This is a genomic window from Erwinia sp. V90_4 (assembly GCF_029967685.1).
Classification (GTDB): domain Bacteria; phylum Pseudomonadota; class Gammaproteobacteria; order Enterobacterales; family Enterobacteriaceae; genus Erwinia; species Erwinia aphidicola.
Map to the genome: position 1 here is coordinate 1 of NZ_JASCAQ010000052.1, position 24,976 is coordinate 24,976.

General features: G+C 55.9%; 28 protein-coding genes. 17 read left to right on the forward strand and 11 right to left on the reverse strand.

Annotated features, from left to right (window positions below; translation table 11 throughout):
* Positions 1-34: 34 nt before the first annotated feature.
* The gene (locus tag QLG07_RS13180) at positions 35-1,531 is read right to left on the reverse strand and encodes an NCS1 family nucleobase:cation symporter-1 (RefSeq protein WP_187496864.1); all 1,497 of its coding nucleotides are present in this window, start codon (positions 1,529-1,531) and stop codon (positions 35-37) included.
* A 145-nt stretch (positions 1,532-1,676) separates the two neighbouring features.
* On the opposite strand from QLG07_RS13180, the gene QLG07_RS13185 reads away from it, so the two are divergent.
* The 7 genes from QLG07_RS13185 (at position 1,677) to QLG07_RS13215 (ending at position 7,816) form a co-directional block, all read left to right on the forward strand.
* Complete coding sequence (locus tag QLG07_RS13185; protein ID WP_099753623.1) at positions 1,677-2,396, forward strand: GntR family transcriptional regulator; 720 nt, start codon at positions 1,677-1,679, stop codon at positions 2,394-2,396.
* On the forward strand, positions 2,393-3,130 hold the full coding sequence (gene hpxA, locus QLG07_RS13190) for an allantoin racemase (RefSeq protein WP_133624380.1): 738 nt from the start codon (positions 2,393-2,395) through the stop codon (positions 3,128-3,130). Before QLG07_RS13185 ends, hpxA begins: the two co-directional genes overlap by 4 nt.
* Before the next feature lie 33 nt (positions 3,131-3,163).
* A complete protein-coding gene (gene puuE, locus QLG07_RS13195; protein ID WP_048917072.1) occupies positions 3,164-4,123 on the forward strand; it encodes an allantoinase PuuE in 960 nt (319 codons plus the stop codon).
* A gap of 560 nt (positions 4,124-4,683) precedes the next feature.
* Positions 4,684-5,388, forward strand: a complete 705-nt coding sequence (locus QLG07_RS13200) for a PAS domain-containing protein (protein ID WP_187496861.1) — start codon at positions 4,684-4,686, stop codon at positions 5,386-5,388.
* A gap of 505 nt (positions 5,389-5,893) precedes the next feature.
* A complete protein-coding gene (locus QLG07_RS13205; protein ID WP_282469407.1) occupies positions 5,894-6,598 on the forward strand; it encodes a PAS domain-containing protein in 705 nt (234 codons plus the stop codon).
* 43 nt (positions 6,599-6,641) lie between these two features.
* Entirely contained in the window at positions 6,642-6,815 is a 174-nt protein-coding gene (locus QLG07_RS13210) for a hypothetical protein (RefSeq protein ID WP_282469408.1), read from the forward strand.
* Between the two features lie 293 nt (positions 6,816-7,108).
* A complete protein-coding gene (locus QLG07_RS13215; RefSeq protein WP_282469409.1) occupies positions 7,109-7,816 on the forward strand; it encodes a PAS domain-containing protein in 708 nt (235 codons plus the stop codon).
* A gap of 22 nt (positions 7,817-7,838) precedes the next feature.
* Here QLG07_RS13215 and QLG07_RS13220 read toward each other — a convergent pair whose 3' ends face one another.
* The 5 genes from QLG07_RS13220 to QLG07_RS13240 form a co-directional block, all read right to left on the reverse strand.
* On the reverse strand, positions 7,839-8,135 hold the full coding sequence (locus QLG07_RS13220) for a helix-turn-helix transcriptional regulator (protein WP_187496858.1): 297 nt from the start codon (positions 8,133-8,135) through the stop codon (positions 7,839-7,841).
* Between the two features lie 114 nt (positions 8,136-8,249).
* Positions 8,250-8,633, reverse strand: a complete 384-nt coding sequence (gene hpxZ, locus QLG07_RS13225; RefSeq protein ID WP_282469410.1) for an oxalurate catabolism protein HpxZ — start codon at positions 8,631-8,633, stop codon at positions 8,250-8,252.
* Between the two features lies 1 nt (position 8,634).
* On the reverse strand, positions 8,635-10,032 hold the full coding sequence (locus tag QLG07_RS13230; RefSeq protein ID WP_187496857.1) for an AtzE family amidohydrolase: 1,398 nt from the start codon (positions 10,030-10,032) through the stop codon (positions 8,635-8,637).
* A complete protein-coding gene (hpxX, locus tag QLG07_RS13235) occupies positions 10,029-10,217 on the reverse strand; it encodes an oxalurate catabolism protein HpxX (protein WP_048917066.1) in 189 nt (62 codons plus the stop codon). The genes QLG07_RS13230 and hpxX overlap by 4 nt, the downstream gene beginning before the upstream one ends.
* A gap of 35 nt (positions 10,218-10,252) precedes the next feature.
* Complete coding sequence (locus QLG07_RS13240) at positions 10,253-11,839, reverse strand: gamma-glutamyltransferase (RefSeq protein ID WP_187496856.1); 1,587 nt, start codon at positions 11,837-11,839, stop codon at positions 10,253-10,255.
* Between the two features lie 199 nt (positions 11,840-12,038).
* Here QLG07_RS13240 and hpxU point away from each other — a divergent pair, with 199 nt between their 5' ends.
* From hpxU to QLG07_RS13290, 10 genes are all read left to right on the forward strand, one after another.
* On the forward strand, positions 12,039-12,878 hold the full coding sequence (gene hpxU / locus QLG07_RS13245; RefSeq protein ID WP_048917064.1) for a MurR/RpiR family transcriptional regulator HpxU: 840 nt from the start codon (positions 12,039-12,041) through the stop codon (positions 12,876-12,878).
* Positions 12,879-13,143: 265 nt separating this feature from the next.
* A complete protein-coding gene (locus QLG07_RS13250; RefSeq protein WP_282469411.1) occupies positions 13,144-13,929 on the forward strand; it encodes a transporter substrate-binding domain-containing protein in 786 nt (261 codons plus the stop codon).
* 10 nt (positions 13,930-13,939) lie between these two features.
* Positions 13,940-14,605, forward strand: coding sequence for an amino acid ABC transporter permease (locus QLG07_RS13255; RefSeq protein WP_048917062.1), 666 nt, complete (start codon positions 13,940-13,942; stop codon positions 14,603-14,605).
* Positions 14,606-15,262, forward strand: a complete 657-nt coding sequence (locus QLG07_RS13260) for an amino acid ABC transporter permease (RefSeq protein WP_048917061.1) — start codon at positions 14,606-14,608, stop codon at positions 15,260-15,262.
* Positions 15,243-15,980, forward strand: coding sequence for an amino acid ABC transporter ATP-binding protein (locus QLG07_RS13265; protein ID WP_048917060.1), 738 nt, complete (start codon positions 15,243-15,245; stop codon positions 15,978-15,980). The genes QLG07_RS13260 and QLG07_RS13265 overlap by 20 nt, the downstream gene beginning before the upstream one ends.
* A 32-nt stretch (positions 15,981-16,012) precedes the next feature.
* On the forward strand, positions 16,013-17,248 hold the full coding sequence (locus QLG07_RS13270; RefSeq protein WP_187496855.1) for an alanine--glyoxylate aminotransferase family protein: 1,236 nt from the start codon (positions 16,013-16,015) through the stop codon (positions 17,246-17,248).
* Positions 17,248-18,516, forward strand: a complete 1,269-nt coding sequence (hpxK, locus tag QLG07_RS13275; protein ID WP_133624360.1) for an allantoate amidohydrolase — start codon at positions 17,248-17,250, stop codon at positions 18,514-18,516. Before QLG07_RS13270 ends, hpxK begins: the two co-directional genes overlap by 1 nt.
* Before the next feature lie 39 nt (positions 18,517-18,555).
* Positions 18,556-19,050 (forward strand): 2-oxo-4-hydroxy-4-carboxy-5-ureidoimidazoline decarboxylase, encoded by a 495-nt coding sequence (uraD, locus tag QLG07_RS13280; protein WP_282469471.1) that lies wholly within the window; start codon positions 18,556-18,558, stop codon positions 19,048-19,050.
* Entirely contained in the window at positions 19,047-19,382 is a 336-nt protein-coding gene (gene uraH / locus QLG07_RS13285; RefSeq protein WP_282469412.1) for a hydroxyisourate hydrolase, read from the forward strand. The genes uraD and uraH overlap by 4 nt, the downstream gene beginning before the upstream one ends.
* A 212-nt stretch (positions 19,383-19,594) precedes the next feature.
* Positions 19,595-20,920 carry a nucleobase:cation symporter-2 family protein gene (locus QLG07_RS13290; protein WP_282469413.1) on the forward strand — a complete coding sequence of 442 codons (1,326 nt, stop codon included), beginning with the start codon at positions 19,595-19,597 and terminating at the stop codon, positions 20,918-20,920.
* Positions 20,921-20,943: 23 nt separating this feature from the next.
* Here the strand turns inward: QLG07_RS13290 and QLG07_RS13295 are convergent, their stop codons facing one another.
* The 5 genes from QLG07_RS13295 to QLG07_RS13315 form a co-directional block, all read right to left on the reverse strand.
* Positions 20,944-21,711 (reverse strand): amidohydrolase, encoded by a 768-nt coding sequence (locus QLG07_RS13295; RefSeq protein ID WP_187498993.1) that lies wholly within the window; start codon positions 21,709-21,711, stop codon positions 20,944-20,946.
* A complete protein-coding gene (locus QLG07_RS13300; RefSeq protein ID WP_048917053.1) occupies positions 21,699-22,859 on the reverse strand; it encodes a pyridoxal phosphate-dependent aminotransferase in 1,161 nt (386 codons plus the stop codon). The genes QLG07_RS13295 and QLG07_RS13300 overlap by 13 nt, the downstream gene beginning before the upstream one ends.
* A gap of 152 nt (positions 22,860-23,011) precedes the next feature.
* Positions 23,012-24,199 (reverse strand): MFS transporter, encoded by a 1,188-nt coding sequence (locus QLG07_RS13305; protein ID WP_282469414.1) that lies wholly within the window; start codon positions 24,197-24,199, stop codon positions 23,012-23,014.
* Positions 24,177-24,617: a hypothetical protein gene (locus tag QLG07_RS13310; RefSeq protein ID WP_282469415.1), complete on the reverse strand. Its 441-nt coding sequence runs from the start codon at positions 24,615-24,617 to the stop codon at positions 24,177-24,179. Before QLG07_RS13310 ends, QLG07_RS13305 begins: the two co-directional genes overlap by 23 nt.
* Positions 24,618-24,671: 54 nt before the next feature.
* Positions 24,672-24,971, reverse strand: a complete 300-nt coding sequence (locus QLG07_RS13315) for an L-tyrosine/L-tryptophan isonitrile synthase family protein (protein ID WP_282469416.1) — start codon at positions 24,969-24,971, stop codon at positions 24,672-24,674.
* Positions 24,972-24,976: the final 5 nt, after the last annotated feature.

The following is a 24,976-nucleotide window of genomic DNA, read 5'->3' on the forward strand; positions in this document are numbered from 1 at the left end:
CGTAAGAGTCGGCCTTTTTCGTTTCTACGCTGCGCTACTCTTTCTGCATCGCCACTTTGGCGTTATAGCCTTTCGCCACGGTCGCCGCCAGGTCACCGCGCGCAATCCAGCGATAGCTCCCGGCACCCAGCGCCACACCGATAAACCAGCTAAAGTTCGCCACGGCATGCAGCGAAGGGATAAAGCTAATCACCAGCCCAATCGCCACCGACGGCAGCAGAGCAGCAATCGCTTTCGGGTTAAAGCCACCCTTGTACCAGTAAATCCCCTTCGGCGTATCATCAAACAGGTCATCAACCGAAATCTGGCTGCGCTTAATCAGGTAGAAATCCGCCAGCAGAATCCCGAACAGCGGCCCGATAAACGCACCCAGCACGTCCAGCGTATAGTGGATCAGCTCCGGTGACTGGAACAGATTCCACGGCGTCAGCAGTACCGATCCGACTGCCGCAATCATGCCGCCGGTGCGGAAGCTGATTTTCTGCGGAGAACAGTTAGAGAAGTCGAACGCCGGGGAAACGAAGTTCGCCACAATATTAATACCGATGGTCGCGATGATCATCGTCAGCAGCCCAATTGCCACGGCCAGATCGTTACCCACCATGCTGACGGTTTCAATCGGGTCAGTAATCATGCGGCCAAACAGCGACTGCGTGCCGGAGACAATCACCACGGTAACGATTGAAAACAGCAGGAAGTTGAACGGCAGGCCCCAGCGGTTGCCACGGCGGATCTCGCCCAGGCTTTTACCGTAGCGCGAGAAGTCACCAAAATTAAGCAGCGGGCCGGAGAAGTAAGAGACCACAAGCGCAGTGGCGGTGATCATCTGCCAGGCTTGCTCCCCGCCGGTCAGCGATTTACTCGCCAGCGTCAGAGAGATACCGCTGAAACCCGTTTTGTATACAATCCATCCCGCCAGCGCCACCATCACCACGTACACCGCCGGACCGGCGATATCGATGAAGCGCTTGATGGCGTTCATTCCATGCCAGAACACCATCGCCTGCAGGAACCACATAATCCCGAAGCAGATCCAGCCCAGCTGCGACAGGCCCAGCCACGAAGATTGTGTCAGGGTGCTCAGCGCCGGCCAGAACTTAAGGGAGACAAGCATCAGCGCATTCGCCGCCAGGTAGGTCTGAATACCGTACCAGGCAAAAGCGATCAGACCGCGGATCACCGCCGGGATATTAGCGCCAAAGACGCCAAACGCCTGGCGGCAGATCACCGCATAAGGCACGCCAGCCATCTGACTCGGTTTCGCCACCAGGTTGGCGCACAGCTGCACAATGCAGATACCGGCCAGCAGGCAAAGCAGAACCTGCCAGCTGGCGAGCCCGAGCGTAAAGAAGCTGGCCGCCACCACATAACCGCCCATGCTGTGTACATCGGACATCCAGAAAGAAAAGATGTTGTACCAGCTCCAGTTCTGGTCACGCGTCGGCGCCAGATCCTCATTGCACAGCCTTGGGCTGTAGTTGGCATTGGCTTCAGCAGCTGCTGCCTGGGAAGACACTTCACTATTTGGCATGAAACCTGCTCCTCTGAATACAGTTATCAATAAACCGGGTTGCAGGAGACATTGCAGGATCCAGGCCAGATTGTAATTTCGTGTATACAAAAGTTGTGATTCATGTGTACGCTTCCTGACAGAAATGATGTTGACCGGAGTAGGAATGAAGAGTGAAAGCGGGCTGAAAACGGCCTCCGACCTGGGTGACAAGGACGAACCCATCTATCAGGCGCTGATGACCGCCATCGTTGAACATCAGTTACCTCCGGGGAGCAAATTACCTGAAGAGGCGCTCTCCGAAGTCTTTGGCGTTAGCCGGACCGGCATCCGCAAAGTGCTGCAACGCCTCGCCGCAGTGCAAATGATCACGCTAACGCCCAAACGTGGTGCACAGGTTGCCACGCCAACGGTGGAAGAGGCGCAGGATATCTTCCGCACCCGCAGCCTGATTGAGTGCGCCAATCTGCCTGCCGTGCTGGCGCACTGCCAGGCACCGCATCTGGCAGCGCTGGAAAAGCTCAATCGCCAGGAGCAGCAGGCGCATGAGGATCATGACGGTGCCGCCGCCATCCGCCTCTCTGCCGCCTTCCATATTCAGCTTCAGGCTATCTCCGGCAATCAGGTACTGACCGAAATGGTGACGCGCCTGACCCAACGCTCTTCGCTGGTGGTCGCTGCCTGGGGCGCACCGTGGCAACAGGGCTGCCGCTGTGACGATCACGATCGGCTGGTCGAGCTGCTGCGCGAGAAATCCCTTACCCGCCTGACTGACTCACTACGGCAACATTTCGATCATATTGTCGCCAGTCTGCGCTTTGAACGCAGTGGCGAGACGCTGCCGGACTTTGCCCGGCTCTTCGCCGCCACAGGAGCACGATCATGAACAAGCAGGTCATCCAGGTCATCAACCCCAACACCAGCCAGGCGATGACGGAAACTATCGGCGCGGCTGCGCGTGCGGTTGCAGGCGCCAATACCGAGATCCTCGCGGTCTGCCCGACGCAGGGCGTGCCCTCTATCGAAGGTCATTTTGATGAGGCCATTGCGGCGATTGGCGTACTGGAGCAGGTGAAAGCCGGTCGTGAGCAGGGCGTTAGCGGCCATGTTATCGCCTGTTTTGGCGATCCGGGGCTGCTGGCCGCGCGCGAGCTGGCGCAGGGGCCGGTGGTGGGCATTGCCGAGGCGGCGATGCATATGGCTACGCTGGTGGCGACGCGCTTTTCGGTTGTCACCACGCTGCCGCGCACGCTGGTCATTGCCCGTCATCTGCTGCAGCAGTACGGTTTTGAGCATCACTGCGCGGCGCTGCACGCTATCGATCTGCCGGTGCTGTCGCTGGAAGATGGTAGCGGTATCGCCCAGGAGAAAGTACGCCAGCGCTGTATACAGGCGAAGCGCGAAGATGGCAGCGGGGCGATTGTGCTGGGCTGCGGCGGCATGGCCGATCTGGCGCAGACGCTGACGCGTGAGCTGGGGATCCCGGTGATCGACGGCGTAACAGCCGCGGTCAAAATGGTCGAGTCGCTGCTGGCGCTAGGGTTAAACACCAGCAAACACGGCGATCTTGATTACCCGATACGAAAAAATCTGTCGGGCCAGTTTGAGCGCCTAAACTAAGGCAATACCTTTCCGCGACCAGGGAGTCAAACCATGAGTGATGTACCGGAAAAGAAAGAATACAGCTTTAACAAAAACTATCCGCGTGACCTGCGCGGTTACGCCGGGAATCCTCCCCATGCCGCCTGGCCTGGCAAGGCGAAGATCGCGGTGCAGTTCGTCCTCAATTATGAAGAGGGCGCGGAAAACAACGTTCTGCACGGTGACGCCGGTTCCGAGCAGTTTCTGTCCGATATTATTGGCGCAGCCAGCTATCCTGAGCGCCATATGTCGATGGACTCGCTGTATGAGTACGGTTCGCGTGCCGGTTTCTGGCGCATTCATAACGAGTTCCAGAAGCGCGGTCTGCCGCTGACGGTGTTTGGCGTGGCAATGGCGCTGGCCCGCCACCCGGAGATAGTCGCAGCGATTAAAGCCGCCGATTATGACGTGGTCAGCCACGGCTGGCGCTGGATCCACTATCAGAGCATGGATGCTAAAACCGAACGTCAGCATATGCAGCAGGCGCTGGATACCCTGACCGACCTGTTCGGCAAAACGCCGACCGGCTGGTACACCGGGCGCGATAGCCCGAACACGCGGCGTCTGGTGGTTGAGCAGGGCGGGCTGACCTACGACAGTGACTATTACGGTGACGATCTGCCGTTCTGGACCCAGGTCACCTGCCAGGATGGCACCGTGAAGCCGCATCTGGTGATCCCGTACACGCTGGAGACTAACGATATGCGCTTCGCCACGCCGCAGGGCTTTAATACCGCCGAGCAGTTTTATACTTACCTGCGCGACAGCTTTGACGTGCTGTATGAAGAGGGCGACAGCGCGCCGAAGATGTTGTCGATTGGCATGCACTGCCGCCTGCTGGGGCGCCCCGGCCGCTTCCGCGCCCTGCAGCGCTTCCTCGATCATATCCAGCAGCACGACAGAGTGTGGATCTGCACCCGTCAGCAGATTGCTGAGCACTGGGTGGCAAAACACCCGGCACCGGAAATTTAATCGATTGCGGGCGAGTTCCTGGTCTGAGGCACCCCCACAAAAGATTGGATTTGAAGGTTATCGCGGGATGACAGGCGCCCGGTTTCAGAAGGGAGGGCTGCTTTCCGCACCGGCATGAATACATCCCTGTAGCGAGGCAGCACGGCCATCCCTGGCCGTGAGCCTGCTGCAATCAGCCCTCCCTCCCTGCACCCAAAGCCCCAGCGTCGCGGTTTAAAAACCCCCAGCGAACACGATGATAGAGGGGGGATGAGCATGGCCTGAGGTAAGCCGGACGTCACGCGGCAGGGATGCCGCGTGCCGAGGCCCGCAGGGAGCGTGTTTTGCCGTTCCGGCGTGCTCAGGCTGAGCTCAGACCGGTCTGCGGACGTTTAGCGAGGGAAATAATTCATGGGGAATTCATGAGTGTCTCCTCGCCCGTTTAGATCGCATAATTTATAAATTGGCTGAATTACTAATTCAAAAAGTGCGGATATTGGCTGCCGGCTCTTAATTATCGAGATATTGAGCATATAGTTATTGCGGGATGCAGTTTTCATTTTTATAGAAGGATGGACTATATGAATCAGAAAGAAGTTGATACCAAAATCGATAAAATTATTACTCCGCTCATTCGCTTTTGGGAGGGTAGTAACGAGCCGTGGATGGTCAAAAATAATGTGTCGCAGTTCGTTTACAGTAATAAACGACTGCAAGGTTTTCTCGGTCTTCCAAAAGGCTTTAACATGGAAGGTCTTTATGATCGTGAGCTGCCCTTAGCGATACATGAATTTGAACCTCAGTTTCAGGCCCACGATCGTAAAGTAGAAAGTGTCAAGGATCGCGTAACATCTGTAGAAGTGCATCAGTTTGACCAGCTAGATTATCTACAACCCTGGTACTCTGAAAAATTCCCGATTTTAGATGAGGATGGCACACCCTTAGGCGTTATCGTGCACTGTCGCCCGGTTGAATCGATATTCATCACTCGACTGGCTAAAATTAAGATTCCCACCTCGCTAATGTTTACCCCTCCAGACGATATATTTAACGAAAAAGAGTGGGAGATTATTTTCTACACCTGTCAGTCGTTTACACCAAAAATGATCGAAGCTGCGATTGGTGTTTCCAATCGTACGATAGAAGATACTCTGTGTCGTATCTATAAAAAATCTGGCGTGGGTAATAAACGAGGCCTGATTGATTACTGCATTGAGCACGGCTTTAATAATTTTATTCCGCAAAGTATTTTCCAAAGCAGCGGTTCAATTATGCCGTTTGAATAACGCTAACCTCTGAACTCTGCATTCCAAAAAAAGGATAATTGATATGAATATCAAGGAAAAGGATTCGGCAATAGAGCGAATTATTAAGCCTTTCATCTCTTTTTGGGGCCGTGAGCCTGCTGCAATCAGTCCTCTCTCCTTGCACCCAAAGCCTCAGCGTCGCGATTTGAAAACCCACAGCGAGCACAATGTTAGCAGGGGGATGAGCTAGGCCTGAGGTAAGCCGGACGTCACGCGGCAGGGATGACGCGTGCCGAGGCGCGCAGGGAGTCTCTTTTGCCGTTCCGGCGTGCTCAGACCGGTTTGCGGACGTTTAGCGAGGGAAATAATTCATGGGGGCACTCGTGAGTGTCTCCTCGCCCTTTTAGATCGCATTATTTAGAAATTGGCTGAATTACTAATTCAAAAAGTGCGGATATCTGCTGTCGGCTCTTAATTATCGCGATATTGAGCATATAGTTATTGCGGGATGCAGTTTTTCATTTTTTATAGAAGGGTGAACTATATGAATCAGAAAGAAGTTAATGCCAAAATCGATAAGATTATTGCTCCACTTATTCGCTTTTGGGAGGGAAGTAAAGAGCCTTGGATAGTAAGAAATAATCAGTCCCAATTTGTTTATACAAATATCCGTTTGCGTAAATTTATAGGCGTGCCGGAAAGTTTCGATATGGAGGGCCGTTATGATGGCGAGCTTCCTTTAGCGATGCATGAGTTTGAACCAGAGTTTCAGGCACACGATCGCAAAGTTGAATATGAAAAAGACCGTGTTACTTCTATTGAAGTGCATAAGTTCGATGATTTAGATTATCTACAACCGTGGTACTGCGAAAAGCTTCCTATTTTAGATGAAGATGGTACCCCGTTAGGGATTATAGCCCACTGTCGCCCGGTTGAATCGATATTCATCACTCGACTGGCTAAAATTAAGATTCCCACCTCGCTAATGTTTACCCCTCCAGACGAACTATTTACCGATAAAGAGTGGGAGATTATTTTCTACACCTGTCAGTCGTTTACACCAAAAATGATCGAAGCTGCGATTGGTGTTTCCAATCGTACGATAGAAGATACTCTGTGTCGTATCTATAAAAAATCTGGCGTGGGTAATAAACGAGGCCTGATTGATTACTGCATTGAGCACGGCTTTAATAATTTTATTCCGCAAAGTATTTTCCAAAGCAGCGGTTCAATTATGCCGTTTGAATAACGCTAACCTCTGAACTCTGCATTCCAAAAAAAGGATAATTGATATGAATATCAAGGAAAAGAATTCGGCAATAGAGCGAATTATTAAGCCTTTCATCTCTTTTTGGGGCCGTGAGCCTGCTGCAATCAGTCCTCTCTCCTTGCACCCAAAGCCCCAGCGTCGCGGTTTAAAAACCCCCAGCGAACACGATGATAGAGGGCGGATGAGCCTGGCCTGAGGTAAGCCGGACGTCACGCGGCAGGGATGCCGCGTGCCGAGGCCCGCAGGGAGTGTGTTTTGCCGTTCCGGCGTGCTCTGGCTGAGTTCAGACCGGTTTGCGGACGTTTAGCGATGGAAATAATTCATGGGGAATTCATGAGTGTCTCCTCGCCCGTTTAGATCGCATAATTTATAAATTGGCTTAATTACTAATTCAAAAAGTGCGGATATTGGCTGTCGGCTCTTAATTATCGAAATATTGAGCATATAGTTATTGCGGGATGCGGTAATTACAAAATTAAGGATAAAACTATGTGCCAAAAAGTGAAAGATTCAAAAATTCAACAGATCATTAATCCTTTTATCAGGTTTTGGGAGGGGAGTAGTGAGCCATGGATAGTAAAAAATAATCTTTCTCAATTCGTATATTCGAATGTGCGTATGAGAAATTTTATTGGTTTACCAAAAGGTTTTAATATGGAGGGACTTTTCGATCGTGAGCTACCATTGGCAATACACGAATTTGAACCTCAGTTTCAGGCCCACGATCGTAAAGTAGAAATCGCTAAAGATCGCGTAACTTCTGTAGAAGTTCATAATTTCGACCAACTGAACTATCTACAGCCCTGGTACTGTGAAAAATTCCCTATTCTGGATGAAGATGGCACACCCTTAGGCGTCATTGCACACTGTCGCCCGGTTGAGTCTGTTTTCATTACGCGCCTGGCGAAAATAAAAATCCCTACTTCGTTGATGTTTACTCCACCCACCGAAATATTCACTGATAAAGAGTGGGAGATCATCTTCTACACCTGTCAGTCATTTACACCGAAAATGACCGAAGCCGCTATTGGCGTTCCCAACCGTACGGTGGAGGATATCTTATGTCGTATTTATAAAAAATCTGGTGTTGGTAATAAACGAGGCCTGATTGATTACTGCATTGAGCACGGCTTTAATAATTTTATTCCGCAAAGTATTTTCCAAAGCAGTGATTCAATTATGCCATTTGAACAATAGCCTTCTCAAAAGGGGGAGCAAATCACGCTTCCCCATCATATCTTTTCTGCATTTTCACCTTCGCCTTGCGGCGCATCTCATAACGCGTGGGCCAGATCACTTCAGGCTTGATACCCAGCGTCAGCGCAATAATTTTCTCTCCTTTTGGCCACGGTCGCGTCAGGGCATTCGCCAGCGTGCCGCCCGCCATACCGTATGCACGGGACAGCGAGGCAATAGAGTAGCCTTTAAGGCGTATAGCGCATTTTATCTCTTCGCGATGCCAGTCTTCATTAAGCGGTTTTGCTCTGGCAGCGATGCTGGGGCGGGTGGTGGTCATGTGTCTCTCCTTTTCACATCGTTGGAAAGGGAGTTTTATCATCAGCAGGGGGACGTTGCCACCGTGTAAAGTACGGATCGGAAGGGGCCGTGAGCGGCCCCTGAAAAACGCAATTTAGCTCATCAGGCTGACCTGGGCTGCAACAATCCGCCAGCCGCAGGGTAACCTGACCCAGGTCTGCTGCTGGCGACCTATTCGTTCGCTGCCTTCACGGGTAAACTCGGTGCTGCAGACCGCAAAGTCCTCGCCGTAGCTGGTTATTACGGTGTTCTGTAGCTGGCGGTCTAAGCCGACAGACGGGCGTGATGCGCGGAACTCTCTGATGGCATCAATACCGTACAGATTCTCCCCGGCCCCCAGGCGCACCGTACGCTCGTCATGCCAGAACAGCTCATCCAGTACCGCAACATTGTTGCTGATTAACGCCTCTTCATAGCGGTAAAACGCGGCGGTGACCTCGGCAAGAATGCCCGGGCGATCGATATATTCACTTTTCATGTTATGACTCCATGCTGGCAGGCGCGGCCTGCGCAATGCCCATCTGCTCAAGCACGCGTGCAGCTCGCAGGCAGGCTTCCTCTTTAAAGGGGGCTGCGATCAACTGTAATCCGATTGGCAGCCCCGAGGAAGTGCGCAGTGGTACGGTGGTGACGGGCAGGCCCAGGAATGAGATCGGCTGCGTCAGCATCCCCATGCTGGCGCGCACCGGCAGATCGCTGCCGTTAATGCGCATGGTTTCCTGACCAATCAGCGTAGCGCTGGTCGGCGTGGCCGGGGCGATCAGCACATCGACCTCGGCAAAGCGTGCCAGCACCTGCTGCTGAAAATGACGGCGGAAGCGCTGGGCCTGCACATACCATGCGGAGGGGATCATCGCCCCGGCCAGCAGGCGCTCGCGCGACAGCGGCTCGAAGCGCTCTGGCGAATGGCGCAGTGCGGGCAGGTAGTGATTGCCGCCCTCGGACGCCGTAATAATAAAAGCCGCCGCGCGCGCCAGTTCGGCTTCCGGCAGCACTATCTCATCATTGACGTTGAGCGCTTTCGCCGCCTGAGCCACCGCCAGCCGTGCATCGTCGTCACACCACTGCTGGAAATAGCCGCCCAGCACGCCGCAGCGCAAGCCTTCCATCCCGCGCTCCAGCAGGAGGGCGACTGGCTGCATGGCTTTCTCCGCCTGGAAACTGTCCTGCGCATCACGCCCCTGAAGCGCATCGTAGACCTGCGTCAGGTCGCTGACGCGGCGCGCAAAGGGGCCGATATGGTCGAGGCTGGCAACAAAAGGATGGCTGCCGCTGCGCGACAGGCGGCCAAAGGTCGGTTTCAGGCCGAAGATGCCGCACAGCGAAGCGGGCACGCGAATCGACCCATTGGTATCGGTGCCGAGAGAGAAGTGGACCACTCCGGCAGCGACGGCGGCGGCAGAACCGCCGGAAGAGCCTCCGGCAATGCGCGTCAGATCGTGCGGGTTATGGGTTGCCCCGTAGTGGCTGTTTTCGGTGGTAAAACCATAGGCGTAAGCATCCATATTGAGCATACCGGAAAGCAGGCCACCGCTGGCCGCCAGCTTGTGGACCGCCCAGGCATCCTGACGCGCCGCCGTGCGGTTGCTGAACAGGCTGGCTCCCGCCAGGGTGCTGTGACCGGCCACGTCGAACAGATTTTTCACGGCATAGGGTACGGCAGCCAGCGCGGGCAGCGGCTGGCCTTCACGCTTCAGGCGATCGAGGCGGTCAGCCTCCTGTAACATGCGCTCCTGAGTGACGTGGGTCCAGGCGTTCAGCGCGGGATTATGGCGCTCAATATTTGCCAGCGTCTGGCTGGCGATATCGCGCGCGCTCAGCTCACCCGCCGCCAGCGCGCGTTTCAGTTCTGCAATCGATAAGGACGCCAGATTCATGCTTTATATACCCCCGCCACTTCAAGGCGATCGTCGAGCGGGAACGCCATCAGCGGCGCCGCCATCGCGGCAATGCGGCTAAACTGAGTCAGCAGTTCGGCGCGGCGAGTCTCGTCCAGCTCCAGCGCCAGCACCTGCTCCATCTGTGCCACGTAGGCTGCCCAGTCGGGTGTGTCTTGTTTCATGATCTCTCCCCTGTCTCTTTAAATTTTCAACTCGGTTAAAACCCGGCCGCGCTGCCGTTGCTGCGTGGGTCGAAGGCGCCTTCCAGCATGCCGTTGATGTGGCGCACAATCGCTCCGGCATGGCCGACGGCCTCGCTGAAATCCGCTAACATCTCCACCTCATGCCCCAGCTCGCGCAGCGTGGCAACGGTCTCTGCGCTGAAGCGCCCCTCCAGCTTTAACGAATCCGATGCCTGGCCCCAGGTCCGGCCCAGCAGCCAGCGCGGAGCACCGATAGCCTGTTGCAGCGCCATCCCCTGAATTACATGGCGGGTAAAAATCGCCGCCTGGGTTTGCGGCTGGCCGTCCCCGCCCATCGAGCCATAGACCATGGTGCGGCCATCCGTCAGGCGCGCCGCCGCCGGATTCAGGGTATGGAAAGGCTGTTTGCCCGGTACCAGCGCCAGCAGATGCTCAGGATCGAGGCTGAAAGAGGCACCGCGGTTCTGCCAGGTGATGCCGGTACCCGGGATCACCACGCCGCTACCGAATTCATGGTAGATGCTCTGAATAAAGCTCACCGCCAGCCCGCTGCTGTCCATCACCCCCATCCACACCGTGTCGCCCGGGCCTTTACCGGTGCCCCACGGCGCGGCGCGATCCACATCGACGCATGCAGCCAGCTGCTGCAATCGATCGCTGTCGAGCAGCGCCTGCATCTCTTCCCGCATATGCAGCGGGTCGGTGATGTGCTGGTCGCGCAGGCCAAAGGCCAGCTTGGTGGCTTCAACAATGCGGTGAATGGTTTGCGCTTCGTCAGCATCTGCCATTGCCAGATGGTCGGTAATGCCGAGGATCGCCAGCGAAACCAGGCCCTGAGTGGGCGGCGGCATATTGAATACGTCGCCGTACTGATGGCGGATGCGCAGCGGCCTGCGGCGTTTTGCCTGCTGGCGGTTGAGATCTTCCAGCGTTACCGGCATGCCAAGGCGTGACATCTCGCTGGCAATCTCGCGCGCCAGCGGACCGCGATAGAAGCTCTCCAGCCCGGCTTCTGCCAAGTGGATTAAGGTCGCCGCCAGTTCGGGCTGGGTAAAGCGGCTACCGGGGCGGGGCACTTCGCCATCGGGCAGAAAGGTCGCGGCAAAGCCGGGCTGATTAGCCAGCTCGGCATGTTTACTGGCGGTGGCCGCCGCCTGGGATTCCGTCACTGGAATTCCGTCAGCAGCATAGCGGATGGCATCGGCCAGCAGGCGCGGCAGCGGGCGCTGCTGGCCGCCCAGCTCTTTGGATACCGCCAGCGCTTCCTCCCAGCCGCTGACGGTTCCCGCTACGGTAAGTGCCGATTCAGGACCGCGATGCGGGATGGTGGCGTGACCCTGGTAGAAATCGATTGAGGCCAGCGAACCGGCGGCACCGCTGGCGTCAATGGCGATCGGCTCGCCGTTTGGCGGCAGGATCAACCAAAAACCATCACCGCCCAAACCGTTCATATGCGGGTAGACCACGGCGATAGTGGCAGCCGCAGCAACCATCGCTTCAATGGCATTGCCGCCTTCGCGTAATACACCCAGTGCGCTTTCTGATGCCAGGTGGTGAGGTGTGACCGCCATACCCAGCGGCGCGATATTGCTTTGATTCATTCCATTCTCGTCGTCCAGATTGCTGATAGCTTAATATAAGCAATAGCCGTTCCAGTTTGCCGGATGATGGACGCAGGGAATTGAAAAACTGTCGGTCAGCACCGGTTTTAACAAAAATTGTTTAGTGCGCCGCGCTACAGACGGGCACGTTATTTGTATATCATCCAGACCGTGAAACAAAAGTTACAGGGCAGAAGCCATGAAGCAGCTTGATGAACGCCTGCGCAGCCATTACGCACAGCTGTCGCCGCAGGAACAGCGTATCGCCGATTTTGCCTTTGACCATTTCGACGATCTGATCAGCTATAACAGCGCGGAGCTGGCGCGCCTGAGTGGGGTCTCGAAGGCTACGGTCAGCCGCCTGTTTAAGCGCCTGGGCTATGAAAAATATAAGGATATGCGCGACGAGCTGCGTACCCTGCGCCAGAGTGGGATGCCGCTGACCGACAACCGCGATGCAGTGCAGGGCAACACGCTGCTGGCGCGCCACTACAAGCAGGAGATGGCCAACCTCACCCAGTGGGTTAACGCTATCGATACCGGGCAGTTGGGAGAGGTGGTGCAGGCGTTGTCCAACAGTAAACGCATTTTTATCATTGGCTTACGTAACGCGTATCCGGTGGCGTTGCACCTGCGACAGCAGCTGCTTCAGGCCCGCGCCCAGGTGCACTTACTGCCGCAGCCGGGCCAGACGCTTGCCGAGGAGCTGGTGGATCTCACGCCCGACGATCTGGTGGTGGTGATGGCTTTCCGCCGCCGTCCGCGCATCATCCGCCCGCTGCTGCAGCAGCTGCAGCAGAGCGGCATCCCAACGCTGGCGCTGTGCGAGCCGCAGGCGCAGGGCGTCATTGCTCTGGCGCGCTGGCAGCTCTGCGCCCCGCTCGACAGCGTTTCGGCGTTTGACAGCTACGCCGCGGCCAACAGCCTGATCAACCTGCTGGCGAATGCGGTGCTGCATGAACTGTTAAGCGATGGCCGCCAGCGCATTCATCAGATCGCCGACCTTTACAGCCAGCTGGATGAACTGGAACAGCGCTAATGGGGCACTGTTTTGGTGCTTTGCATGATTTTGGGGCGCGCCATTGCGCCCCATTTTATTCCCCAACTCCTGCCTCTGCCCACCTGTTAATCCGCCGTGTCTTCCGTGTTTTTGTTGGCTAATTGCAGGCTAATAAACGCTTTTTCCTTCCCGCTTATCGCTTAAGACCAAAAATTTATGCAGTGTGCTGCGCGCTGGCACATTAGTTGCAAATAAATTCTTTAAGAATCTTTCGTTTCATGATGTATTAACCGGGGAAGTGAAGATGAAAAAAGGTTTACTCGCATTACTGGCTGGCGCCGTGCTGTTCACTCAGACCACCGTGGCGCATGCCGACCAGCTGCAGGATATTGAAAAGCGTGGCGTTATTCGTATCGCCGTGCCGCAGGACTTCCCACCGTTTGGTTCGGTCGGTACCGATTTACAGCCGCAGGGCTACGACATTGATATGGCGAAGTATCTGGCGAAGCAGATGAAACTTAAGTTGCAGCTGGTGCCGGTCACCAGCGCTAACCGCGTTCCCTATCTGCAAACGAATAAGGTGGATTTGGTCATCTCCAGCCTTGGTAAAAACCCGGAGCGCGAGAAAGTGATCGACTTCAGCCGCGCCTATGCGCCGTTCTTCCTGGGCGTATTTGGCCCGAAAGATGGCACGTTGAAAGATGCCGCCGAGCTGAGCGGCAAATCCATCGGTGTGACGCGTGGCGCGGTGGAAGATATGGTGCTGACCGGTATTGCGCCGAAAGACGCCGAGGTGAAGCGTTATGAAGATAACAACACCACGCTCTCCGCTTATCTGTCAGGGCAGGTGCAGTACGTGGCGACCGGTAACCTGGTGGTGGCCGCGATTTCCCGCCAGAACGCCGACAAAGCGCCGGTGGCAAAATTTATGCTGAAAGACTCACCGTGCTTTATTGGCATGAAGAAAGAAGAACCGGCCCTGAAGGCCAAAGTTGATGCGCTGATCGAGCAGGCAATTCAGGACAAAACTCTGAGCGGCCTCTCTGAACAGTGGTTGAAAGCACCGCTGCCGGCTGACCTCGGCGCGTAAGGGCAGACTGATGATGGGGCAACTGAATTTTCCTGCACTGTGGCCCTACTGGCCGGAACTGATTTCCGGCCTGTGGGTGACTATCCAGCTTACGGTAATGGCAACGGTAGGCGGCGTGGCGCTGGGGATCTTTGGCGCTGCGCTGCGCAGCGGCAAACCGACGGTGCTCAGCCGCATTTGGGGTGTCTACGTCGAGCTGATCCGCAACACGCCGTTTGTGGTGCAGCTGTTTTTTATTGTGTTTGGCTTGCCCAATCTCGGCCTGAAACTGACGGCGGGCGAAGCCGCACTGCTGGCGATGCTGATTAACCTTGGCGCTTACAGCACGGAAATTATCCGCGCCGGTATTCAGGTGACGCCGAAAGGGCAGTGGGAAGCGGGGCGCGTGCTCGGCCTGAGCCGCACGCAGACCTTTATCCGCATCGTGCTGCCGCCGTCGTTGAAACGCATTTATCCGGCGCTGGTCAGCCAGTGCATTATCGTGATGCTCGGTTCGTCGGTGGTGTCGCAGGTCTCTTATGAAGAGCTGACCTTTGCCGCCAACCTGATCCAGTCGCGCACCTTTTTGAGTTTTGAAGTCTACCTGGTGACCACGCTGATGTATCTGGCGCTGTCGATTGCCATGCGTCAGCTGCTGCTGGCAGCGGGACGGAAATGGTTTGGGGAGCAGCCATAAATGAACACCTTTACCGACTGGGACATTCTGCGCAACCTGCTGCTGGCGGCGCGCTGGACTATCGCGCTGTCATTAACCGCCTTTTTCGGCGGCACGCTGGTGGCGCTGCCGCTGGTGCTGGTGCGCCTCGGCGGGCGCGTCTGGCCTAACCGTTTCATCCGTGGCTATATTGAGCTGTTCCAGGGCACGCCGCTGCTGATGCAGCTGTTCCTCGCCTTTTTCGGCGTGGCGCTGTTCGGCATCGATGTGTCGCCGTGGACCGCCGCCTCGCTGGCCCTGACCTTTTACACCAGCGCCTTTTTGGTGGATATCTGGCACGGCAGCATCAAAGCGCTGCCAAAGGGGCAGTGGGAAGCCAGCCGCTGCCTGGGGTTAAGCTTCGGCCAGACGCTGCTGCGCGTGGTGCTGCCGCAGGCGCTGCGCATCGGGCTGGCCCCGACCGTGGGCTTTGCCGTGCAGGTGGTGAAAGGCACCGCGCTGGCTTCGATAATCGGCTTTATCGAACTGACCAAGGCGGGCACCATTCTGAATAACGTCACCTATCAACCGTTTAAAGTCTTCGGGCTGGTAGCGCTGGGCTACTTCCTGATGTGTTATCCGCTGTCGCGCTACAGCCAGTATCTGGAGAAGAAATTCAATGCCGCTCATCACCATTAATCAGGTGCAAAAATATTATGGCGACAACCACGTACTGAAAGGCGTGGATCTCGACATCGAAATGGGTGAAGTGATCTCGATTATCGGCCGCAGCGGCTCGGGGAAAAGTACCCTGCTGCGCTGCGTCAACGGTCTGGAAGGCTATCAGGAAGGCAGCATCAAACTCGGCGGCATGACCATCACCGACCGCGATTCCCAGGCGCGTGACATCAGCCGCTCGATCGGCATGGTGTTCCAGAACTTCAATCTGTTCCCGCATATGACCGCGCTGGAAAACGTGATGCTGGCGCCGCGCCGGGTACTGAAAAAAAGCGAAGCCGAGTGCCGCCTGCTGGCTACCCAGATGCTGGAAAAAGTCGGCCTCGCTGACCGTGTCGATTACTACCCGGCCAACCTTTCCGGCGGCCAGCAGCAGCGCGTGGCGATTGCCCGCGCGCTGGCGATGTCGCCGAAAGTGCTGTTATGTGATGAAATCACCTCGGCGCTCGACCCGGAGCTGGTGGGTGAGGTGCTGAAAGTGCTGGAGCAGCTGGCACAAGAGGGCATGACGCTGATTCTGGTAACGCACGAAATGAACTTTGCCCGTGAAGTGGGTGACCGCGTGGTGTTTATGCACCAGGGGCGCGTCTGGGAGCAGGGCGACAGCAAAACGGTGTTCTCCAACCCGCAAACGACAGAACTTAAACAATTTATCTCCTCGGTGCGTGGCCTGAGTTAAGTGCAACGCGGATGAACAGAAGGATGGAACAGATGGATTTATCTAAATTTACCCAGATCAACCCGCCGCAGCGCCTGCTGATGGGGCCGGGACCGATTAACGCCGACCCGCGCGTGCTGCGCGCCATGTCCAGCCAGCTGCTGGGCCAGTACGATCCGGCGATGACGCAGTATATGAACGAAGTGATGGCGCTGTACCGTGGCGTGTTCCGCAGCGAAAACCGTTGGACGATGCTGATCGACGGCACCTCACGCGCCGGGATTGAAGCGATCCTGCTGTCGGCGATCCGCCCTGGCGATAAGGTGCTGGTGCCGGTATTTGGCCGCTTTGGCCACCTGCTGTGTGAAATCGCCCGCCGCTGCCGTGCGGAAGTGCACACCATTGAAGTACCGTGGGGCGAAGTGTTCACCCCGGATCAGATTGAAGATGCGATTAAAAAAGTGCAGCCGCGCCTGCTGCTGACGGTGCAGGGCGATACCTCCACCACTATGCTGCAGCCGCTGGAAGAGCTGGGCGCCATCTGTAAAAAATATGGCGTGCTGTTCTACACCGATGCCACCGCTTCGCTGGCCGGTAACGCGCTGGAAACCGATGCCTGGGGGCTGGATGCCGTCTCTGCCGGGATGCAGAAATGCCTTTGCGGGCCGTCCGGCACCTCGCCCATTACCCTTAGCCCGGCGATGGAAGAAGCGATCCGCAAGCGCAAATGCGTGGAAGAGGGGATCCGCACCGACGCCCATCAGGACGGCGTTGACGAAATGATCTACTCCAACTATTTCGATCTCGGCATGATCATGGATTACTGGGGGCCGGAGCGCCTGAACCATCACACCGAAGCCACTTCTGCGCTGTTTGGCGCGCGCGAGTGCGCCCGCCTGATCCTCGAAGAGGGGCTGGATAACGGCATCGCCCGCCACAAGCTGCACGGCGACGCGCTGTTAAAAGGTATTCAGGGCATGGGGCTGGAGACCTTCGGCAACCTGCAGCACAAGATGAATAACGTGCTCGGCGTGATGATCCCGCAGGGCGTCAACGGCGACCAGGTGCGCAAGCTGATGCTGGAAGATTTCGGTATTGAGATCGGCACCTCATTTGGCCCGCTGATTGGCAAAGTGTGGCGCATCGGCACCATGGGCTACAACGCTCGTAAAGACTGCGTGATGCAGACCCTGAGCGCGCTGGAGTCGGTGCTGACCCACCTTGGTTTCCGTACTCCCCAGGGCGCTGCAATGCAGGCCGCCTGGGATCACTACAACGGGAGCCGCTAATGAACGCCTGCCTGATGAATGCCCCGGCGGCAGCGATTGCCGCCGAGCGCGTTATGTCCCGCTGCGATGCGCTGGCTGAAATCAGTGAAACCCCGGAATACCTCACCCGCGTCTATCTGTCGCCGGAGCATCTGCGCGCCAACGCGCTGGTCGGCAAGTGGATGAAGGCAGCGGGCATGCAGGTGTGGCAGGACAGCGTCGGCAATATCTGCGGCCGCTATGAAGGGCAGGAGACGGGTGCCAAAGCGCTGCTGCTTGGCTCACACCTGGATACCGTGCGCAATGCCGGGCGTTACGACGGCATGCTCGGCGTGCTGACGGCGATTGAGACCGTGCAGTATCTGCACGATCGCGGTGAGCGCCTGCCGTTAGCCATTGAGATTATCGGCTTCGCCGACGAAGAGGGCACGCGCTTCGGCATCACCCTGCTCGGCAGCCGTGGCCTGACCGGGACCTGGCCGGAAAGCTGGGTTACGCATCCGGACGGTAACAGCATTACCGTCGGCCAGGCGATGCGCGATATCGGCCTCAATCCCGATCGCATCTGGCAGGCCGCGCGCGACGCGGAAGATTTCGTCGCCTATCTCGAACTGCATATCGAGCAGGGGCCATGTCTTGAGCAAGAGCAGCTGGCGCTGGGGGTGGTGACGGCGATTAACGGCGCACGCCGCCTTAACTGCCGCTTTACCGGCGAAGCCGGGCACGCCGGGACGGTGCCGATGAGCCATCGCAAAGATGCGCTGGCCGCTGCCGCCGAATGGATGGTGTTTATCGAACAGTGCCCGCCGCAGCACAACCCGCAGCTGGTGGCGACGGTCGGCACACTGCAGTGCCATCCGGGGGCGGTGAACGTCATTCCCGGTGAGGTGGCGCTGACGCTTGATGTGCGCGGCCCGGAAGACCAGGCGCTGAGTGAGCTGCTCTCCGAGCTGCTTACCCAGGGTGAAGCCATTGCCCTGCGCCGTGGCCTGAGCTTCAGCGCCGAAGAGTATTACCAGATCCCGGCAACGCGCTGTGATGATGCTTTGCAGGCCGCGTTAACCCAGGCGGTCAACAGCGTGCAAGGGCGCAGCCTGTCACTGCCGAGCGGTGCAGGTCATGATGCCATCGCCATCGCCGAGCGCTGGCCGGTGGGCATGCTGTTTGTGCGCTGCGACCGTGGCATCAGTCATCATCCGGCAGAGTCGGTGACCACGCAAGATGTGGCGCAGGCGGTGCAGGCCTATGTACAGGCGGTGAATGCGCTGGCCTGTAGCCAGTCAGCGTAGGGTCGAGGCGTGCCGCGACCGCCATAACGGAGGCGAATGATGAAGTTAACAGAGTTCAACCAGGCCAGCGCCGCCGCTGCCCGGCACAGTATTGCACACTGCGTGGCGCTGCCAGACTGGTCCGCCGCGCTGGTGAATGGGCGGCCGTACTCGTCGCTTAATGAGCTGCTGGCCGGGGGCGAGCTGCTGGCGCAGGAGTGGGATGGCGCCGCACTCAATCAGGCGCTCTCAGCGCACCCGCGCATCGGCGAGCGTGCGGCAGGCGGCGGGAAAGAAGCCGCGATGTCCGGCAGCGAACAGAGCCAGGTCAACAGCGCGGATGCCCGGCTGGCAGAGGCGTTACGCGCGGGGAATGCGACCTATGAACAGCGCTTTGGCCGGGTGTTCCTGATCCGTGCCAAAGGGCGCAGCGGTGAGCAGATCCTCGCCGAGCTGCAGCGCCGCCTGAACAACCATGCAGAGCAGGAGGAGCGCGAAGCCCTTGCCCAGCTGAGTGAAATCACCCTTTTACGACTGCAGGAGGCGTTTCAGTGAGCACCATTACCACACATATCCTGGATACCGCGCTGGGCAAACCGGCGGCAGGGGTGACCATCGCCCTTGAACAGCAGGGCAGCGAAGGCTGGCAGCCGCTGGCCAGTGGCGTCACCAATGATGATGGCCGCCTCAGCGACCTGACTCCGCAGCCGCTGGCGCCGGGCCACTACCGCCTGACGGCAGAGATTGGAGACTATTTTGCCGCCGGCGGGCGTGAAACCCTGTACGTCAATGCGCAGATCAATTTCGTGATTGCCGCCACCGGCAGCCATTACCACTTACCCTTTGTGATCACCCCGTGGTCGTGGTCCACCTACCGCGGTAGTTAAATCCCGGGCGAGGCAAGCCATCGCCCCTACGACGTCTGTCAGGACGTGTTTTCGTAGGGGGCAGGCAAGCCATCGCCCCTACAACGTCTGTCAGGACGTGTTTTTCGTAGGGGGCAGGCAAGTCATCGCCCCTACGACGTCTGTCAGGACGTGTTTTTCGTAGGGGGCAGGCATGCCTGACCCGTCTTACAGCAAATACAAAAGGCACTATTATGAGCGTCAGGCCAGAAGATACGCGTTATCCGGCAGGCAAGGCTTTTGCCTGGGGTTTACAACATGTCCTCACCATGTACGGCGGCATTATTGCGCCGCCGCTGATTATCGGCGCCGCTGCCGGGCTGAACGCCGCACAGCTGGGCGTGCTGGTGACGGCTGCACTGTTCGTTAGCGGCTGCGCCACCCTGCTCCAGGCGCTGGGCGTGCCGGGCTTCGGTTCGCGCCTGCCGCTGGTGCAGGGGGTCTCCTTTGCCGGTGTGGCGACGATGGTGACGCTGGTGACCGGTGGCGGTGGGCTGCCGGTGGTGTTTGGCGCGGTGATCGCCTCCTCGCTGATCGGCCTGCTAATCGCCCCACTGTTTGCTCACATCATCCGCTTCTTCCCCCCGGTGGTGACCGGGACCGTCATTACGGCGATCGGCCTGTCGCTGATGCCGGTGGCAGCGCGCTGGGCGATGGGCGGAAATCCGCAGAGCGCAGGCTGGGGGTCGACCAGTAATATCGGGCTGGCGGCGGTGACGCTGGTCATGGTGCTGCTGCTTAACCGCGTCGGCAATGCGGCGGTTAAACGGCTGGCGGTACTGCTGGCAATGGCGGCAGGCACCGGCATTGCGCTGTTTACCGGGCAGGCCGATTTCAGTCGGGTGGCGCAGGGCGACTGGCTGGCGCTGCCGGGAATACTCAGCTTCGGCATGCCGGTGTTTGACCTGGCGGCGATAGTTTCGATGACGCTGATTGTGCTGGTGCTGCTCACGGAAACCACGGCTGGGCTGATCGCCATCGGCGAGATTGTCGGCACGGATGTGGACGGTAAGCGCATCGCTCGCGGCCTGCGTGCCGATATGCTGACCAGCGCGCTGGCACCGCTGTTCAACTCCTTCCCGCAGAGTGCCTTTGCGCAAAATATCGGGCTGGTGGCAATGACCGGGGTGAAAAGTCGCTTTGTCGTTGCGGCGGGCGGGGTGATCCTGGTGCTGCTCGGCTTCTTTCCGCTGCTGGGTAGGGTGGTGGCGGCGATACCGCTGCCGGTGCTGGGTGGGGCCGGCGTGGTGCTGTTTGGTACCGTGGCGGCCAGCGGGATTCGTACGCTGGCGAAGGTGGACTACAAGGACAATATGAACCTGGTAATTGTTGCCACATCGATTGCCTTTGGCATGATCCCGATTGTGATGCCGTCGTTCTACGACCAGTTCCCCGGCTGGGTACGTACCCTTTTCCATTCAGGCATCAGCGCCGCATGCCTGGTATCGGTCACATTGAACCTGCTGTTTAACCGGGTAAGCGAAGAAGTTGAATATCGCCGGGGCCGATCGCTTTTGTGACCGGCCCGTGACCGCGCACGAAATTAGAAACTAAAACTGTCCGCATCGCGCCATGCCGGGAACTTCTCACGGTATTCGCGCACGTTCTCCAGCGACAGATCGGCATCGAGCCGCGCTGGCTGATGCGGTTCACCGGCAGCGAGTATCTCACCCAGCGGGCTGATAATCCGGCTGTCGCCGCTGTACTGATGGCCGTTGCCGTCCGTGCCGACGCGGTTACAGCCGGCAACATACGCCTGATTCTCAATCGCCCGCGCCTGCAACAGCGTCTGCCAGTGCAGCGCGCGCGGTGCCGGCCAGTTAGCGACGTAGAGCGCCAGGTCATAATCGTTCTGATTACGCGAGAAGACCGGGAAGCGCAGGTCGTAACACACCTGTGGCAGAATGCGCCAGCCGCGCCACTCGATAACTTCACGCCGCTCGCCTGCCAGGTAGTGCTGGTGCTCGCCCGCCATGCGGAACAGATGGCGCTTGTCGTAGTGATGCACCGTACCGTTTGGCTCGACCAGTAAAAAGCGGTTAACCGCGCCTTTTTCCGTCTGCAGTGCGGCGCTGCCCGCCACCATCGCGTGGGCCGCTTTGGCTTTGGCCTGCAGCCAGCTCACCACCTGCGCTTCCGGCAGCGAGCTTTTCGCTGCCTCCATCGCAAAACCGGTGGTGAACATCTCCGGCAGGATAATCAGGTCACGGCCGTCGATTCCGGCCAGTAGTTCGTCGAAAAAGCGCAGGTTGGCTGCGCCGTCCATCCACTCCAGCGGTTGCTGAAGTACGGTAATTTTCAAAGTTGACACAGGCGCTCCGCAGCAGCATCCAGCGTGGCTTCCTGTTTAGCGAAGCACAGGCGGATCAGTTTATGGGGGAAGGCGTCGGCGCAGAATACCGACAGGGGAATTGCCGCAACGCCCACTTCTTTTGTCAGCCACTGGCAGAATGCCACATCGTCGAGATCGGAGATAGCGCTGTAGTCTGCCAGCAGGAAGTAGGTGCCCTCGCACGGCAGGATCTCAAAGCGGCTATTCGCCAGCGCCTGCACGAAGCGATCGCGACGCGCGCGGTAGAATGCCGACAGCTCGCGGTAGTGCTGCGGCTCCTGCTCCAGCATATCGGCAATCGCCAGCTGTGCCGGGGTGTTCACCGAAAAGGTCAGATACTGATGCACCTTGCGCACTTCCGCACTTAACGCCGCCGGAGCCACGCAGTAGCCGACTTTCCAGCCGGTCATATGGAAGGTTTTGCCAAATGAGGAGACCGCAATCGCCCGCTCGCGCAGCTGCGGATGCGCCAGCACGCTGGCATGGCCGTGCTGATCAAAACAGATATGCTCGTACACTTCATCGCTCAGCACGTAGATTTCCCGCTGCGCAATCGCCTGCCACAGCGCGGCAAAATCCGCTTGCTGCCAGACGGTGGCCGACGGGTTGTGCGGCGTGTTGAGGATCACCAGCCGGGTTTTATCCGACAGCAGGGCCGTGAACTGCGCCCAGTCAACGCGAAAGCCCGGCGGCTGCAGCGCAATGCGCTTCATTACGCCGCCTGCCAGCGTCACTGCCGGGGCATAACTGTCGTAGCTTGGGTCAAAACAGATCACTTCATCGCCCGGGCGCACCAGCGCGGTAATTGCAGCAAACAGAGCTTCGGTCGCGCCGGAGGTGACGGTAATTTCGCTATTGGCATCTGGCTGGTAGCCGTACAGCTCGGCGGTTTTTTTCGCAATCGCCTCGCGCAGCGGGGCAACGCCAGTCATTGGCGCATACTGGTTTGCCCCCTGGCTGACGTGGTGGGCCAGGCGCTGCTGCAGATATTGCGGGCCGTCAAAATCGGGGAATCCCTGCGACAGATTAATGGCGTTGTGCTGCTGCGCCAGCGCGCTCATCTGCGTGAATATAGTGGTGCCCAGCGCGGGCAGCTTGCTCTCTGGGGTGAACGACGTCTGGCTCATGGATCTCAACCCTTACAGTGCGGTTTTAAAGTAGGTGCTTTGTGTACCTACCACTGTATCACGATGCGCATATCAGCCTTAAATTGTTTAATTATATGGTTATTAATAAGAAAACGTATTTTTGCTCGCATTATACAATGCGGAATCACACCTCAAGGCGTATCTTTTTTTGAAGCGGAGTTTCTTATTTGCAATAACGTCATCAAACCAAAAAACGCAAAATAAGGTATTGATAATTCTAATCCATTTAGATAATTAAACTGACTGGACACCCATAGCCCCATGAATCCAATAAGTAACATACCGCATCCCTGAAGACTGGCAGAGATGCCTGCCATGTTTTTAAAGGCCTTTATCGCACGAGCTAGAACATTAGGAAAGGAGATTCCCTGAGACAGGTTGATGATATTTAAACCAATCAGGACTATTAACAATCCCTTGCAGTAAACTGATAAAACCAGAGTAACTGAACCAATTAAATACAGTATAATGCCTGTGTTGATTTTTTTTTCCAGTGACATTTTTGATAGTATCGTTCTGTTTAGTATGCTGCCAATTAAATAGCTTAATCCTGTTGCCAGTGTTGTTTTAGCAAAAAGTTGTATGTTTCCGTGATAATTATTGAGTAAGTAGATAGCTCCCGTTTGACTCCAGAAGGTGAAGCCAAAAAAACAACAACCAAGTTGAATTATGCTCGTTTGGCTTTTATTGTTTTTTAAAATTGTTGCAATATTGTAAAGTGCTTTTGATGGTGGCAAACGATCTTTTATATTTATGCTCTCCTTAAGAAATATGGAAAGAAATAAAGCTATCAGCCCATATGCTGAATACAGTAAAAAACTGTAACGCCAACCTAAGTGATTTTGTATGGTAGCGCCAATGTATGGGCCTGCTATTAATCCTAGTGCAAAGGAAATACTCAGTGAAACTACAGATTTGTTGAACTTTTCATCACTGAGTTCATCGGATATAATTGCTCTTCCTATAACCTGACACACTCCAGTAGAAAATCCCTGAACACATCTTAACAAAATTAGCTGTTCAATAGATGTGCTGTAAAAGGAGAGCATGCTGGATAGAGTAAAAATTACCATACCGACTATTAATGAAAGTTTCCGACCTTTCCAGTCAGAGAGAATACCAAAGAATAATTGCCCAATAGAATAGCCAATTATTGATGAGACTATCGTGTATTGGACGACAGTTTCAGTCACCATAAACTGTTTTGCTATTATAGGAAGCGAAGGGGCATACAAATCGACAACTATGCCTGCACCAAAGTTTAAAAATGGTGCATAAAGAGAAATGAAGGTTGAGCTATTCCGATTTATATTTTTCACTTATGGCCTCACTGATATAACCTTGGGTTATTCCATTTTCATCTTCTATTTTTATGACGCCAGGTATTAATACAGCCTCCATTTCCGTCATAATTTTCATTTTGTATTTATTGTTTTTTAAGTAAAAATAGCCTATGCCATGATAAGGGAGAAGCCTGGAATTTTTTTTGTATTCAGGGTAAATCCTCAACCCAAGTACAGGAATGTCTTTGGTATGTATTGTGGCCCTTATGCTGTTGTTTCCTAAAAGGCTTTCCCATGATATATCTGCCGCAGCATTCTTAAGGGATCTGTAAATTATTAAAGCTTCTTTAGCTTTTTTTAATGCCATGTTTTTATGGTTGCCAGTCTCACTGGAAAATATTTCTTTAAGTATTTCATACTCTGAGATGTAGCGGAGATTAATGCTGCTGAGCATACTTTTTTCCCACTGAGATAAATGAGTCTGTTCTTCTTTTTCAGTTATCTCTAGTCAGTAATGAAATCTGGCGGTGAAATCGTCGTTTTTCTTCTTAAGTATGTCCATTATGTCTATGACTCTAAGTCTATTTTCCATTGACTGTTCTTTAGCATATTCTGATAGTTCATTAATATAGTTTTCAGTCTCAATTACACTATTCATAAATGGAGTGCTATAAAAATTAGCATCGGCGATAATCTCAAAGAAAAACCCTCCCGGATAAATTAAGGAACCCTCATCGGCTATCTTTTTAAGATGGTGTAATGTAACTTTTTCAGCATACGTAATATGTGTGATTTGAAAGCGTTTCATTGGGT